Origin of the sequence: Sphaerisporangium aureirubrum (assembly GCF_042658925.1) — a bacterium.
Lineage (GTDB): Bacteria > Actinomycetota > Actinomycetes > Streptosporangiales > Streptosporangiaceae > Sphaerisporangium > Sphaerisporangium aureirubrum.
This window is the reverse complement of sequence record NZ_JBHSRF010000013.1, coordinates 1-15,137: the sequence shown is the minus strand read 5'-3', so window position 1 is coordinate 15,137 and position 15,137 is coordinate 1. Positions and strand designations below refer to the sequence as shown.

Below are 15,137 nucleotides of genomic sequence, written 5' to 3'. Positions count from 1 at the left end.
CCGCGCGGGCCGCCAGGGGTTGTCACGTGGAGTGGGCCGCCGGGGGTGCGTCCGGCTGCTCGATCAGTTCGAGGAGCCGGGGTTTCACCACCTTCCCGACGTGGTTCTTCGGCAGCTCGGTGAGGAACAGCAGGCGGCTCGGCAGCTCGTGCCGCGCCAGCCGGTCCAGCAGGAAGGCCCGCAGGTCGGCGGCGGTGACCGGGTAGCGGGTGACGACGGCCGCGGCGGTCACCCGGCCGAGGACCTCGTGCGGGACGCCGACCACGGCGGCCTCGGCGACCGCCGGGTGCTCGTACAGCGCGGCCTCCACCTGGAGCGTGGACACCTTGTGCGCGCCGGACTTGATGACGTCGCTCTCCCGGTCGACCAGGTAGAGGTAGCCGTCGTCGTCCAGGTAGCCGATGTCGCCCATGCGCACCCAGCCGTCCTGGAAGATGTCGTCGGTGAGCCGCCGGTCCCGGTAGTAGGCACGCGTTCCGGCGGGGGAGCGCAGCCAGACCTCTCCCTGTTCGCCGGGCGCGGCCGTCGTGCCGTCCGCGGTGACGATCTTGAGGTCGCTGCCGGACGAGGGCCGTCCCACCGACGAGGACCGCCGGGGGTCCACGATCATCGTGGTCTGCGCCGGGGCGGCCTCGGTGGAGGTGTAGTAGTTGACGATGGTCGCCTTGGGGAACGCCTTGGCCATGCCCGCGGCGACGGCGGGCGGCAGGCTGGCGGCGGTGGAGCCGAGCAGCCGCACGCTCGACAGGTCGTGCCGGTCCGCCACCCCGGCGTTGAGTAACTCGATGGCCATGGCGGGCACCACGAACACCGTCCCCACGCGGTACGACTCGATCAGCTTGGCGAAGCGCCCCGGGGTGAAGCGGGGCAGGGTCAGCGCGGCGGGGCTGGCGTCCAGGGCGTTGACGAGCATGGTCTGCCCGGCGTTGCTGCCGATGGGGAACGCGTGCAGGAAATGCTTGGAGTGCGCGAGCTTGCGGCGGCGCGGGTTGGTGGTGACGCCGTACCCGAGGTTGGCGTGCGTGGCCCCGACGCCCTTGGCCCGTCCGGTCGTGCCGGAGGTGTAGATGATCTGCGCCAGATGGCCGGGCGCGACCTCGCGCCGCAGCGGGGCGCCGTCCTCCTCGCCGAGCTCGGCCGGCGTCGCCCGCCAGTCGCCCACCTCGGGCGGCTCGATGCCCGCGCCGTGCAGGACGGCCGTCACCGAGCAGTCCGTCAGCGCGTGCCGCACCTCGGCGGGGGCCAGCCGGTCGGACAGCGGCACGGCCACGCACCCGGCGCGCATCACGCCGCACCACGCCACCGCGAAGTCGATCCAGTCCCGCTCCCCGAACACGAGCCCCACCCGCGCCCCGGCCTGCTGTTCCCGCTCGATCAGCGCACGCGCGAACCCGTCGGCCCGCCTGTCCCACTCCCCGAACGAGAGCGTCCCCACGTCGGCGACCACGAGCGCGTCTCGCTCGGGCTCCTCCTCCGCCCTGCGCCGCAGCAGGTCAGGGAGAGTCAGCCCATGGTCACCGATCATCACGCCACGTCACCGAAAAATTTCGACAAAATGACCCACTCCGCATGATCTATGCCGAACCACCAGTTCGACCTGATTTAGGTCATCCCCGAACTCACTTGGAAGAATAGGCAAGACGTGTGGGACACAACAGAGAAACATGAAAAGTTCCGCGTCGAAACATTTCAGAGAGCAAAGCGACGACCGCCGCGTCGATCTTGGTCCGACACGGAGAGCGAGGCTAGGGCGGCCTCCACCTTTTCCGCCGGATACGGCGTCTCCCGGCTCACTCCGAACAGGTCCCGGTAGAAGTCGTTCATCACCGCGGCCACTGGCGCGTACCGCCGGATGACCGCCGCCACCTCGGCCGGGGCGCCGAGCGGCTCGGCCCCCTCCGCGCACGCCCGGACGAACGCGTCGCGCTCCGCGGACCCGGTGTTCGGCGCCGCGATCCCGCACACGTCGGACACCAGCCGGTTCACCATCCCCATGATCACATGGGCCTGATCGTGCGATCGGTGGCTTTCCAGGAACACGGCCTCCGGCGCGGAGAGGTCGAAGCGCGGGGACGTCGCCAGGCCGAGGTCCGAGATGTACACGCGGTGGCCGTCGGTGAGGACGTTGGCGAAGTGGGCGTCGAAGTGCGCCAGCCCGCCCGCGTTCATGAAGGCCACGTCGGCGAGCAGCCGCGACTCCAGCATCGCGCACGCCGCGACGGCGTCCTCCCCGGCGGCGGCCCGCGCGACCAGCCAGTCGTGCAGCGTGTGCGGGACGAACTCCAGGAACAGCACGATGCTCGCCGACGCCTCCCGCAGCGCGTGCAGCCGCCGCCGCACCTCGGGCGCGCCGCCCCAGTACGCCACGGCCCGCTCGACGTCGGCGTGCTCCTCGGCCGGCGGCGCCGCGCCGGGCAGCACCCGCCAGTGGTACATCAGCGGGAACGCGCCGCTGCGCCCGCCGAGCACCCACTCGGTCGTCACGAGGTTCGCCGCGAGCTCCCGCCAGGCGCCGAAGCCCGGGGATCCCACGCCGTACTGGCAGAACGGCGGCAACCCGAAGAGGTTCGCCGTCGACATGACGTTCTCCGGCCGCCGCTCCAGATCGGTGAGCGGCACGCGCTTGACGAACACCGGCACCCCGCCGACGTCCAGCGTCGCCGACATGCCGCCGATGCCGGCACCGGTGGTCCGAGCGCCTTCGACCAGCTCCGCGAGCCGCCGGTCGTCGTACGCCGCCAGTGCGCCCGACACCTCGGCATGCCTGAGCACCCGCGCCCCGTGGGACGTGTCCGTCATTGGCGCACACCGCCTTCCTGCCCCGCCGGCAAGCCGTGCACCGGGGGCCGTTCGTGAGTATGCACGCCGTCTGTGCGGAGATGACTCCCTCCACCGGGAAGATCGTATTCGAACCTGTGTACGAGTCTGTGGATACTGTGGATAACTTCCGGAAACGCGAAGGCCCGCACCGGTGCACGGCGCGGGCCCTCGGAGTGCGGATCAGTGGTGGGAGTGGGATTCGAGCAGGCGGTCGCCGGGGTTGCAGAGTTCTCCGGTGAAGAACGTGCTGCCGGGGACGCAGCGCCACATGCTGGGGTTGGTGAAGCTCGGCGCGAGACGGACGTTGGCGGCCTGTTCGAGGGCGTAGGCGTCGGCGAGCAGGGTGCCCTCGCTGAACGCCGTGCCGACGAACGTGACGCCGATCGGGTTGTGGCCCGCGGAGCTGGCGGTCGCGCCGTACCCGGCGGGGATCGTCAGCGCCGGGTAGCCCGCGCGGTCGGCGTAACCGATGAGCGCGTTGCCGCTCGGCACCATCACGGCGTCGAAGTCGTCGGACTTGTCATCGGGTGTCCCGTTGGCGAGGATGCCGTCGATCACCGCGCGGTTGGACGCCTTGCCCGCCTCCAGATCGGCCTGGTACGCCGCGCCGGTCGCGGGGTCGGCCAGGTCGACGGCCTGGGCGGCGAGCAGCTGGCCCTGCTGGTACTTGAGTCCCTCCACGGGGTTGGCGTTGTTGTAGTCGATGACGGCCTGGAGCGACCGGGCACCGGGGCCGCGCCGGATACCGGCCAGGTAGCCGTTCAGGTCGCGCTTGAACTCGCTCGGCACGACGCTCGCCGGGTCGGGGCTCGGCGCGCCCACCGTCACCTGGGCCGTGGTGGCGCCGAGCGACTGCAGCGCCGTCACCACCGTGGGGTACGGCTCGGCCGTGCTCGCCACCACGGCGATCTTCTTGCCCTGCAGGGCGGTCGGGGACAGGCCCGCGGTGTAGTCCTTGACCGGCGCGCCCTTCGTCGCCGGGTCGGACGGGTCGGGCCCGGCGATCACCGAGAGCGCGCTCGCGGCGTCGCGCACGGTGCGGGTGATCGGCCCCGGCGCGTCCTGCGACCGGGCCACCGGAAGCACGCCGGTGCGGCTGACCAGCCCCACCGTCGGCTTCAGGCCGACTACGCCCGCCACGTCGGCGGGGGCCACCAGCTGCGCGGAGTCGGGGGACGTCTCCATGCCGAAGGTGATCGCCGCGAGCCCGGACGCCGTCGCCGCCGCCGAGCCGCCGGACGAACCGGCCGGGGTCTTGTCGGTGTCGGACGGCAGCAGCACCTGGCCGGCCAGCGAGGAGTACCCCTTCGGCAGGTTGGCGTCGAAGACGCCGTTCAGCTCGGTGATGTTGGTCTTGCCGAGAATGATCGCCCCGGCGGCCTTGAGCTTGGCCACGACCGTCGAGTCACGCTTGGGCTGGAGGTCCTGCAGGGCGATGGAGCCGCCCGTGGTCGGCAGCGAGTCCACGTCGAACCCGTCGTTGACCAGCACCGGCAGGCCGTACAGCGGCCCGCGGACCGGCTTGCGGCCCCACTTGTCCCTCTTGTCGCGCTCCTTGTCGATCGCCCTGGCCTCCTTGAGGGCGTTGGTGTTGAGTGCGCGCACCGCCTGGGTGGCCGGGCCCTCGGCGTTGGTCAGCGCGATCCGGTAGAGGTACGCCTTGACCAGGTCCTCCGAGCTCAGCTTGCCCGAGGCGAGCCGGGTGGCGAGGCTCTGCGCCGACTCGGTCTCCAGCGAGAACGGCAGCGGCCTCGGCGCGCGGCCGATGAGGTCCATGACGGCGTCGTAGTCGGGGTTGCAGTGCCCGCGCCTGGCGAACGGCGGCGCGGGTTCGGTCTTCGCGCAGCGGTACATGCTCGGGTTGACCGACGAGGCCGGCTGCCGCAGGCGGGTGGCCTGCTCGATGACGTACCCGACGCCGAGCAGGTCGTACTCGCTGTAGGCGGTGCCGTGCACCTGCACGTTGACCGCGCGGCGGTTGGTGGCGCCGTACCCCATGGGGATGGTGATCGTCGGGTACCCGGCCTGCGGCCCGTTGGGGACGCTACCGAGGATCGCGATCACCGGGTCGGCGGGCTTGGCCGGGTCGGAGTCGGTGTAGGTGACCATGTCGTTGATGGCCTTGTGCCAGGCGGCCTTGCGGACGATCAGGTTCGCCCGGTACGCGACCTCGTTGGCGCCGCCGGGGGTGACGTCGCCGTTCAGCGCGTTGAGGTGGCTGTTGTTGCCGAACTTCAGGGCCTGCTGGGCGTTGGCCTGGTTGTCGGCCACCTCTTCGGCCAGCGACTTGATCGGGGCCTTCGCGCCGAGCCGCTTGTAGTACTCGTCGATGCTCTTGTGCTGCTCGTACCCGCTCGGCAGGCTCGGCAGCGTGGGGATCTGCACCGTCGGCCGGGGCACCATGACCGCGCCGGCGGCGGTCAGCGCGTCATACGCGATCTTGAGTGGGGTGCCGTCGGTGAGCGTGCCGTTGTAGCCGATCTTCTTGCCCCTGACGAAGTTCACGTCCAGGGCCTTCATGTAGTCCGGCAACGTCGCGGGGAGCGCGGGGATGACGCCGGTCGCGATGTAGTCGTCGCCGAACATCGCGCGGTAGCCCGCGTCGGCGACCGGGTCGGGGCCGGCGATCGAGGCGAGCGTCATCGCCGCGTCCGACACGCTGCGGACCATCGGCCCCGCGATGTCCTGCGACGCGCTGATCGGCGCGATGCCGTACCCCGGCACCAGCCCGACGGTCGGCCGCAGGCCGACGAGGCTCTGCGCGTTCGACGGGCTGATGATCGAGCCCGACGTCTCGGTGCCGATGCCGAGCGTGGACATGGCCGCCGCCATGGCCGAGCCGGTTCCCGAGGACGACCCGCTGGGGTTCTGGTCGGCGTCGATGCCGTTGAGCACCTGACCTGTGAGGTTGCCGAACCCGGACGGCTGGCTGCCGAAGCTGTTGGCGTACTCCGAGAGCCCCACCTTGCCGAGGATCACCACGCCGTGCTCGCGCAGCTTCTTGGTGATGCCCGCGTCGGTCGCCGGGTACGACTTGCGCAGCGAGTAGTTGCCGGCCGAGGTGTACATGCCGGTGACGTCGATGAGGTCCTTCAGCAGGATCGGCAGCCCGTGCGCCGGGCCGAGCACGCGGCCCGACCGCCGCTGCCGGTCGGCGGTCTCCGCGTCCTTCAGCGCGGCGGCGTTGAGCTGCGTCACGGCGTTCAACCCGGGTCCGCGCTTGTTCAGCGCCTCGATCCGGTCGATGTAGGCCTTGGTGAGCTCCACGGAGGTGAGCTGCCCCTTGGCCATCATGGCCACGGCCTGCGCTCCGGTGAGCGTCTCCAGATCGAGCACCCGCGGCCGGGGGTGGGCTTCGGCGGCCGTGGGGGCGAGGGTGGGGATGAGGGAGAGGACGAGGAGAGCTGTGAGGGTGAAGCGGGTTCTGTGCACCACTTGCTCCTTGGGAGAACCTCGGATGCCCGTGACGCTATAGATGATCAATTACCGTCAAATGTCCGGAATGTTCCCAGAGTGAAACCACGGGAACAGGCGTCCGAATTACCGCATGACCGTTACCCGCCCGACGCTCGCCGGCGCGCTGCGCCGCAAGGAACAGCTGACCTCTCGGGCCTAGGGACGGAAGGCGGGACACCCGGGAGCGGGCCGCGTTCCCGGGTGTCCCGCACCGGTCCGTCACCGGATCGCCCCCGCGGGGGGGCATCCGGTCACGTCCGGTCAGATGAAGACGCCCGCCGAGCCCGCGTCGCCGCGGTGGACGTCGACGGTGCTGTCGAACTTGCGCCAGTCGTTGCCGTTGTAGGGGTTGTTGTCGTTGATGTTGAGGAGCAGCCGGCCCGGCCTGCCGTTGGGGGGTGTTCCCTGCCAGAAGCGGCCCGCCTCGATCCAGCTGCCCGCGGTGCCGCCGAAGGAGACGAGCAGGGCGTAGGCGGTGCCGTCCGGCTTGGGGGCGGCCTGGTCGGCGTGGTGGCCGGGCCAGCCTTCCGGGCCGTGGAGGCCGGCGGCGAAGACGCCCGACCAGATCTCGCCGTTCGTGCTGACCGTGACGGTGTCGCCGGGGTTGACGTTGATGCCGGTGTTGACCAGCCCCCCGCCGGGGCCGTCGTAGGGGTGGAAGTGCATGCCGGTGATGTCGGCGCCCTGCGCGGCCAGCGGCTGGACGTACTCCGCGGCGAGCGCGACCCGGGCCAGCGTGCCGTCCGCGACGTGGCGGGCGGTGAAGGAGATCGGCGCGCCGAGGTTCTGGCTGTTGAACATCAGGCCGTTCTTGAACACCTGCCGCAGGTCGTCGATGGGGTCGGCGAGGGTCTGGAAGGTCTGGCGGCCGGGGACGCCGATGGTGTAGGCCTTGACCTCGGAGTTCTCCATGATCTGTTGCGTGCGGACGTCGGCGCTGCCGGTCACCGACGTCGCGTTCTGCACGTTCGCGCGCAGGGCGGCGGTCAGGTCGGCGCTGGAATACGATCCCTGCGCCGTCAGGCAGATGAGCCGGCCGTATTGAACGCTGTCGATGAACAGCGGCGGATTGTCCGGGCCGACATATGGGGCTATATCCTGGAATTTCACACTTTCATCCCAGAATCCCGCCGCCTGCGGGCCACTGGGCGTGAAAGTGACGGAGTAGAAGATCTGCCGGATCACCGCCACCGCGACGCTCTGCTTGTACGTCTGGGTGAGCGAGGCGTTCGCGTCGACACCGAAGCTCGTCCCCTTCACCGTGAGGCCGAGTTTGACGCCGACCTCGCGCAGGGTCGACGCCTTTTCCACGCCGAATTTGACGATTCCCGGGGAGTCGGTGGGATTGACCTGCGTGATGACCGAGCGCCGCGCCTCGTTCACGGTCGAGACCGACGGGCTCGCCACCTCACGGCTCTGGCCCGCCCCGGCGACGTCGGCGATGAGGTCGGTGACCACCGTGACCGTGCCCGGCACGCGCGAGAGCGGGCCGATCTGGGCGACGTCCCCCGCCAGCAGCGCCCGCCCCTGGATCACCTGTCCGGGCCAGACGCCCATCGCGGCGAGGTCCTGCAGGAACGACTGCTCGACGATCTCGTTCACCAGGCGTCGCCGCTGCTCGGTCACGATGTACGCGACCCCGCTCGCGTCCACGGTGGACGACTGGGGCGGGGCCAGGTCGCTCGATCCCGTGATGACCGGAGGCAGGCGTCCGAGCCGGTCGAGCGAGGCCGACAGGTCGTCCGCCGCCCTCAGTCGTCCCGCGGCCGGGATGTTTCCCGCGCCTCCCGGCCTGCCGGTCGCCCAGATGGGCAGCCCTTCGCCGTGGCGGACGACGAGGTTCCCGTCGTTCTCCAGCGCCAGGTAGGCGCCGTGCAGGCCGTCCCCGAAGGTGCCCGAGGCCCAGCGGATCGCCCCGCCCTTGTCGAGCAGCACGAGGTTCCCGTCGTCGCGCATGAGCGCGCGGGACGGGCGTTGCGGCTCGGGCAGCGCCCAGGTGCCCGACGACCAGTACGCCGCGTCGTCCCCGGCGGGGAGCCCGCGTGATGAATTGTTCGGCAGTACGACCGGTGTGGAGAGATGACGTAGTACGAGATCCCCATCCGATCGCAGGACGAGTTCGAATAATCCGTTAGGTGAGGTGAGCTTGTCGCCTAACGCGAGCTCGGCCCCCGCCGACAGTTGATCGGACATTTCGTAATTCCTCCCCATTTTTGACGCTCCCCGCGTCTGGTGCCGCTCAGTGCACTACAGGCGGTAGGAGGGGAATAGCACAATAAATGCTGACGATGGCCCCGGCTGTTAATCACTTTTAGCCCACCGGAAAATTCACCCGCGAGACAAACGGTCGCGGCGCTCATCGCGCGGTCCGGCGGCAGGGCACACTCGTCCCATGCAGATCATGTCGTTCCCCGAGGAGGCCGTCCCGCTCGAGTTCCGCACCCAGATCCTCGACCTGTGGCGCGAGGTGTGGCCGTCCGGCGCCGACCCCGCCCACGATCCGGCCCTGCACCCGGTCTCCATGATCCTCGTGGACGACGGGCACGTGCTCGCCACCCTGGACATCCTCACCAAGCAGATCACCCACGCGGGCCGCTCCTACCGGGCGGGCGGCCTCAGCACCGTGGTGACCCGCTCCACCGCCCGCCGCCGAGGGCACGGCCACCACCTGGTCTCGGCCGCCCACACGGCCATGGCCGCCGCCGACCTCGACATCGGCCTGTTCACCTGCGACCGCCCCCTCGCCCCCTTCTACGAGAGCGCCGGCTGGCACACCCTCCCCGGCACCGTCCTGGTCGGCGGCACCCCGGAGGCACCCTTCCCGAGCGACCACCCCGGCATGGACAAGGTCACCATGGCCGACTTCTTCTCGCCGCGGGGCCGCACCCACCGCCTCTCCTTCGAGCACGCCCGCGTCGAGCTGTATCCCGGGGAGATCGACAAACTGTGGTGACGTCCGGCCCGTAGCAGACTGGTCGCCGTGCAGTCGTCATCCCTGATCTCCGTCACGCCCGCCCTGCCCGTCGTGCTGGTGCTGATGGTCGCGCTGGGCGCGGCCGTCGCGCGTCTCGGCCACCTCGGGCACGGCGGGGCCGTGGTCACGGCCTGCGTGCGGGCGGCGGTGCAGCTGGCCGCGGTGTCGGCCGTCATCACCTGGGTGGTGACGGCGTCGCCCGCGGTGGGCGGGTTCATCGCGCTCATGTTCGGCGTCGCGGCGTTCACCGCGGGACGCCGCATCACGAACGGCTCCACGGCCTGGTGGGCCAGTGTGCCGATCGCCGCCGGAACCGTGCCCGTGCTGGCCCTGCTGACCCTCAGCGGGGTCGTCTCCAACGCCGGGCTCGTGCTCATCCCGATCGCCGGGATCCTGCTCGGCGGCTGCATGACGGCCACCGCCCTGGCGGGACGGCGCGCCGTCGACGAGCTCACCCAGCGCAGGGGAGAGGTGGAGGCCGCTCTGGCCCTCGGCTTCACCGACCGCGCCGCGGCCCTGGAGATCTGCCGCCCCGCCGCCGCCCAGGCTTTGGTGCCCGCCCTCGACCAGACCAGGACCGTCGGGCTCGTCACCCTGCCCGGCGCCTTCGTCGGGATGCTGCTGGGCGGCGCCGGTCCCGTCCAGGCGGGGATCGTCCAGCTCGTGGTCCTGGTGGCCCTGCTGGCCGCCGAGACCGTGGCGATCGTGGTGGCCGTCGAGCTGGTGGCCCGCGGTCTGCTGTCCCGCTGAGGCCGCCCCCGGCGGCCGTCGTCCCCGCCTCGCCGGTCTGTGCCGCCTCGTCCTGCCTCTACCATGATCGGCGGATCTGTCGGTCTTCACGCTAGAGGGAGCGATCGCGAAGGTGCCCGGGCAAGAACTCATCCGCGCCGTCCTGGAGAGACCTCTCGTCCAACGGGCGATCATCACGGTGATCGTCGTCAACGCGGTCACCATGGGCATGGAGACCAGCGACTACCTGATGGACCACGCCGGCGGCCTGCTGCACGTCGTCGACCGCGCCGCACTGGCGATCTTCACCGTCGAGCTGGCCGCCCGCCTGTACGCCTACGGGCGTTCCTTCTTCAAGGACCCGTGGAACTGGTTCGACGCCGTCATCGTCACCGTGTCCCTGGTCCCCGCCTCCGGCCCGACCTCGGTGCTGCGGGCCCTGCGCATCCTGCGCGCCCTGCGCCTGGTCTCGGCCGTGCCGAGCATGCGCCGCGTCGTCGGAGCCCTGCTGGCCGCCGTCCCCGGCATGGCCTCGATCATCGGCCTGCTGGTCCTGATGGTCTACATCGCCGCCGTGATCACCACCAAACTCTTCGGCGACCTGGTCCCCGCCCGCTTCGAGGACCTGTCCAGCTCGCTGTTCACCCTCTTCCAGATCATGACGGGCGACGACTGGGGCACCGTCGCCCACGAGGTGATGGCCCACCGCCCCTGGGCCTGGATCTTCTTCATCGCCTACATCCTGATGTCCACCTTCGTCGCCCTGAACCTCTTCATCGCCGTCGTCGTCAACGCCATGAACGACGCCGAACCCTCCCCCGCCGAGACCCGCGCCCAGGCCGACCTGGAAGCGATGCGCCAGGAACTGTCCGCCGTGAACGCCAAACTCGACCAGCTGCTCATGCGCGAGCACGCCGGCCCGCGGCCACCGGCCTGATCCCCGCCGTCACAGGACGGGAGGGATCACGGCGTCGATGAGATGAGGGCCGGGGGCGCGCAGGGCCTCGGCGAACTGGGCGGCCAGTTCTTCGGCGGTGGTGGCTCTGGTGGCGGGCACGCCGAAGCCCTCGGCCAGGTGGACGAAGTCGATGTCGGGGGGTGACAGGCTGAGGAGGCGGGCGGCTTCGGGGCCGGGGGAGCTGGCGCCCACGCGCTGGAATTCGAGGCGGAGGATGGCGTAGGCGCGGTTGTTGAGGACGACGGTGGTGACGTCGAGGTTCTCGCGGGCCTGGGTCCACAGGGTGGAGATGGTGTACAGGGCGCTGCCGTCGGACTGGAGGGTGACGACGGGGCGGCCGGGGGCGGCGATGGCGGCGCCGGTGGCCACGGGCATGCCCTGGCCTATCGCGCCGCCGGTGAGGGTGAGCAGGTCGTGGCGGGGCGCGCCCGCGGTCGCCTTCGGGAGCAGGACGCCGGAGGTGTTGCTCTCGTCGGAGATGATCGCGTTCTCCGGGAGCAGGGCGCCGATGACGTCGGCCCAGTTGGCGAAGGTCAGCGGGCCGGACGGCAGGGGCGGGCGGCGGGACGGGTGCGGCACGGGGGCGGTGCCGGGGGCCACCAGATCGGCCAGGTCGGTGAGCGCGCGGACGACGTCCTGGCCGGGCTCGGCGAGCGTGTGGATCCGGCAGCCTTCCGGGACCAGGTCGCTCGGCTCGCCGGGATAGGCGAAGAACGTCACCGGCGCGGTGGCCCCGGCGAGGATCAGGTGCCGGTGCCCGGCGAGCTGGGCCGTCGCCTGGTCGGAGCGGTAGGCGAGGCGCTCGACGGCGGGCAGCCCGGCGCCGCGCTGGAGGCGCGCGGGGAAGGTCTCGGCCAGCGCCTTGGCGCCGGTCGCGGCGCTGATGCGGCTGGTGGCGTTCAGACCGGCTTCCAGGCAGGCGGGGCCGCCGATGAGCAGGACCACCGGCTCGCCGCCGCGCAGCAGGTCGGCGGCCCGGGCGACGGCCGGGGCGGCGACCGGCGCCGGGGGCTTCGGCGCGACGGGCCGCGCCGGGCGCCCGCCCTCGCCCCAGGAGAGGTCCGCGGGCAGGACGAGGGTCGCGACGCGGCCCGGGGCGTCCATCGCGGCGGCGACCGCGGCCGCGGCGTCGGCGCCCACGTCCCCGGTGGCGGCGCAGCGGCGCACCCACCCGTTCAGCGAACCGGCGACCGCCTCGATGTCCGACTCCAGCGGCGCGTCGTACTTCTTGTGGTAGGTGGCGTGGTCGCCGACGACCACGACCACCGGGGTGCGGGCGCGGCGGGCGTTGTGCAGGTTCGCCAGGCCGTTGCCGAGACCGGGGCCGAGGTGGAGCAGCGCGGCGGCGGGCCTGCCCGCGACGCGGGCGTAGCCGTCGGCGGCGCCGGTCACCACACCCTCGAAGAGCCCGAGGACGCCGTGCATCTCGGGCACCGTGTCGAGGGCGGCCACGAAGTGCATCTCGGAGGTGCCGGGGTTGGCGAAGCACACGTCGACGCCCGCGTCGGCGAGGGTACGGATGAGGGACTGCGCGCCGTTCATTCCGTGCGCCCTTCTGTGCGTTGGCGTCCAGTTTAGAAGGGGGGAAGGGCGAACGGGCTCAGGGGCGGGCGAGCAGGGCGAGGGGATTGATGCCGGGCAGGGGGCCGGGGAGGGTTCCGGCGGCGGGGAGCCACAGGACGAAGGTGCTGCCCTCGCCGAGCCGGGAGAACAGGCGGACGTGGCCCCCGTGGGATTCGACGATCTGGCGGACGATGGCCAGGCCCAGGCCGGTGTGGCGGTCGCGGCGGCTGACGTCGCCGCGCCAGAAGCGGTCGAAGACGCGGCCCTGGTCGTCCTCGGTCAGGCCGGGGCCGGCGTCCTCCACGGCGACCCAGATCCAGCCGTCGGCGTCGCCGGCCGCCACGACGACCTCGCTGCGCGACGGCGCCAGGCGGACGGCGTTGGACAGCAGGTTGCCGACCGCGCGGCGCAGGGCGTCGTGGTCGCCGATGACCACCAGGCCCTCGGGGAGCGAGCGGCGCAGCGTGATCTCGCGTTCGGCGCCGAGTGTGCCGAACTCCTCGCACGCCTCGCGGGCCACCGGGCCGACGTCCACGTCGGTGTCGGCGAGGGCGGGCGCGGCGCGGCGCGCGGTCGCCAGCAGGTCCTCCACGAGGCGGGTCATCCGGGTGGTGGCGCGGTCGACGATGGCCGCGGCGTGCGCGCGTTCCGCGTCGGTGCTCTCCGGTGAGGTGAGGACGGCGTCCACGTTGGCCCGGATGATGGCCAGCGGGCTGCGCAGCTCGTGGGAGGCGTCGTCGACGAGCTGGCGCTGGGTGCGGAAGGCGTGCTGCAGCCGGTCGAGCATGGTGTCCAGGGTGTCGGCGAGGTCGCGCAGCTCGTCCTTGGGCCCGGTGAGCCTGATCCGCCGGGTGAGGTCGGTCGCCTGGATCTCCGCGGCCGTCCGGGTGATGGCCCGCACGGGCCGCAGCACCCGGCCGGACAGCACCCACCCGATGCCGAGGCTGGCCACGAACAGCGCGGCCAGCGTGGCCAGGGAGTAGTCGCGCAACGTCTGCAGCGTCTGGACGTTGACGGCGTTCTCGACCTCCTTGACGAGCACCACCTCCTGCTTGCCGACGTAGGAGCCGTCTCGGAACGCCTTGGCGTACTGGGTGGTGTACGGCCGCTGCTCGGTGCTCTTGGACACCGCGAAGTAGATGGAGCCGAGCACCAGCGCGGCCAGCACGAACAGCAGCCCGGAGTACAGCACGGTGAGCCGGAAGCGGATCGTGTGCGCGAAGCCGGGCACTCCTTTCACGTCTGCTCTCTCAGCCGGTATCCCTTGCCGATCACGGTCTCGATCAGGCCTTCGACGCCGAGCTTGCGCCGCAGGTTGCCGACGGTGACCCGGACGGTGTTGGTGAACGGGTCGGTGTGCTCGTCCCAGACGTGTTCGAGCAGCTCCTCGGAGGAGATGACGTGCCCGGGCCGGGTCATCAGGTAGTGCAGCACGCCGAACTCCTTGGGCGTCAGGGGGAGCTGCCGGCCGGCCCGGTACGCCTCGAACCGGGCGGTGTCCAGCCGCAGCTGGCCCACCTCCAGCACCGCGGTGCCTCCCCCGCCGTCCCTGCGCAGCAGCGCGCGCACCCGGGCGAGCAGCTCGGGGAAGGCGAACGGTTTGACCAGGTAGTCGTCGGCCCCCTCGTCGAGCCCTCTGACCCGGTCGTCGAGACGGTCCCTGGCGGTGACCATGAGGATCCGCACGGCGTTCCCGTACTCGGCGCGCCGGATCGACCGGCACAGGTCGAACCCGTCGCCTCCCGGCAGGTTCAGGTCGAGAAGCACCAGGTCGTAGTCGTTCGTCTGGAGCTTCTCCTCCGCCTGACCGACGTCGTAGGCGACGTCCACGGCGTATCCGGCCCGGACGAGCCCCACCTTCAGGGCGTCGACCAGATCTTCTTCGTCCTCGACAACGAGCAACCTCATGAAAAGAACCTAGTTTCGGATGATTCGTTCCGCGACAGCGGCGGCCCGGTCGATGGGAATGGCGAATCCGATGCCGATGGAGCCGCCGCCCCGCCTGGACAGGATCGCGGTGTTCACACCGATCACCTCCCCGCGGGCGTTGACCAGCGGGCCGCCGGAGTTGCCCGGGTTGATGGAGGCGTCGGTCTGCACCGCCCTGAGCCGCCCGTTGCTCAGCGGCACCAGGCGGCCGACCGCGCTGACGATGCCCGACGTCACCGTGCCGGACAGCCCGAGCGGCGAGCCGACGGCCAGCACCTGGTCGCCCACCGCGACGTCGCGGGACCTCCCGAGGACGGCCGGGGTGAGCCCGGGGGCGCCGTCCACCTCCAGCACCGCGAGGTCGTCGTCCGGCTCCGAGCCGACGACCCGCGCGGTGACGCGCCTGCCGTCGTGCAGCACCGCGGTCACCCGCGTGCCGCCGGAGACGACGTGAGCGTTGGTGAGGATGTGCCCGGCCGCGTCGATCACGAAGCCGGAGCCGGTGCCGCCCGCCGCCTCGATCGAGACGACGCTCGGCAGCACCCGCGCCGCGACGCCGCTCAGCCCTCCGAGGACGGTGACCGGCCCGGCCGCCGACCGGGGCAGCGGCGCCGGCGCCGCCTCCCGGCCCGGCGTCAGCGCTGCGCCCGCGACGCCGGCCGCCCCGCCGGTGAGGGCCGCGACGACCGCCGCGGCCAGCAGCACCCG

Annotated in this window: 11 protein-coding genes; 3 read left to right on the top strand and 8 right to left on the bottom strand. The window is 71.6% G+C overall.

Annotated elements, in window-relative coordinates; all coding sequences use genetic code 11:
- Window positions 1–22: 22 nt before the first annotated feature.
- The 4 genes from ACFP1K_RS12225 to ACFP1K_RS12210 all read right to left on the bottom strand — a co-directional run bounded on the left by ACFP1K_RS12225 (window position 23) and on the right by ACFP1K_RS12210 (window position 8,469).
- The gene (locus tag ACFP1K_RS12225; protein ID WP_380750867.1) at window positions 23–1,525 is read right to left on the bottom strand and encodes a class I adenylate-forming enzyme family protein; all 1,503 of its coding nucleotides are present in this window, start codon (window positions 1,523–1,525) and stop codon (window positions 23–25) included.
- 164 nt (window positions 1,526–1,689) lie between these two features.
- Window positions 1,690–2,799 carry a serine/threonine protein phosphatase gene (locus ACFP1K_RS12220; RefSeq protein WP_380750864.1) on the bottom strand — a complete coding sequence of 370 codons (1,110 nt, stop codon included), beginning with the start codon at window positions 2,797–2,799 and terminating at the stop codon, window positions 1,690–1,692.
- Window positions 2,800–3,000: 201 nt separating this feature from the next.
- The gene (locus ACFP1K_RS12215) at window positions 3,001–6,252 is read right to left on the bottom strand and encodes an amidase family protein (RefSeq protein ID WP_380750862.1); all 3,252 of its coding nucleotides are present in this window, start codon (window positions 6,250–6,252) and stop codon (window positions 3,001–3,003) included.
- A gap of 285 nt (window positions 6,253–6,537) precedes the next feature.
- Entirely contained in the window at window positions 6,538–8,469 is a 1,932-nt protein-coding gene (locus tag ACFP1K_RS12210) for a thiol-activated cytolysin family protein (protein ID WP_380750860.1), read from the bottom strand.
- A 199-nt stretch (window positions 8,470–8,668) separates the two neighbouring features.
- Between ACFP1K_RS12210 and ACFP1K_RS12205 the strand changes: the two genes are divergently transcribed.
- The 3 genes from ACFP1K_RS12205 to ACFP1K_RS12195 all read left to right on the top strand — a co-directional run bounded on the left by ACFP1K_RS12205 (window position 8,669) and on the right by ACFP1K_RS12195 (window position 10,916).
- Window positions 8,669–9,229 carry a GNAT family N-acetyltransferase gene (locus tag ACFP1K_RS12205; RefSeq protein WP_380750857.1) on the top strand — a complete coding sequence of 187 codons (561 nt, stop codon included), beginning with the start codon at window positions 8,669–8,671 and terminating at the stop codon, window positions 9,227–9,229.
- Between the two features lie 27 nt (window positions 9,230–9,256).
- Window positions 9,257–10,000 (top strand): ABC transporter permease, encoded by a 744-nt coding sequence (locus tag ACFP1K_RS12200; protein WP_380750854.1) that lies wholly within the window; start codon window positions 9,257–9,259, stop codon window positions 9,998–10,000.
- Window positions 10,001–10,112: 112 nt separating this feature from the next.
- Window positions 10,113–10,916, top strand: coding sequence for an ion transporter (locus ACFP1K_RS12195; protein WP_380750851.1), 804 nt, complete (start codon window positions 10,113–10,115; stop codon window positions 10,914–10,916).
- A gap of 9 nt (window positions 10,917–10,925) precedes the next feature.
- Here ACFP1K_RS12195 and ACFP1K_RS12190 read toward each other — a convergent pair whose 3' ends face one another.
- The 4 genes from ACFP1K_RS12190 to ACFP1K_RS12175 all read right to left on the bottom strand — a co-directional run.
- On the bottom strand, window positions 10,926–12,479 hold the full coding sequence (locus ACFP1K_RS12190) for an acetolactate synthase large subunit (RefSeq protein ID WP_380750848.1): 1,554 nt from the start codon (window positions 12,477–12,479) through the stop codon (window positions 10,926–10,928).
- A 58-nt stretch (window positions 12,480–12,537) separates the two neighbouring features.
- Complete coding sequence (locus tag ACFP1K_RS12185) at window positions 12,538–13,740, bottom strand: sensor histidine kinase (protein ID WP_380750846.1); 1,203 nt, start codon at window positions 13,738–13,740, stop codon at window positions 12,538–12,540.
- Complete coding sequence (locus tag ACFP1K_RS12180; protein ID WP_380750844.1) at window positions 13,737–14,408, bottom strand: response regulator transcription factor; 672 nt, start codon at window positions 14,406–14,408, stop codon at window positions 13,737–13,739. The genes ACFP1K_RS12185 and ACFP1K_RS12180 overlap by 4 nt, the downstream gene beginning before the upstream one ends.
- A 9-nt stretch (window positions 14,409–14,417) precedes the next feature.
- On the bottom strand, window positions 14,418–15,137 hold a 720-nt coding region (locus tag ACFP1K_RS12175), incomplete at its 5' end, for a S1C family serine protease (RefSeq protein WP_380750841.1).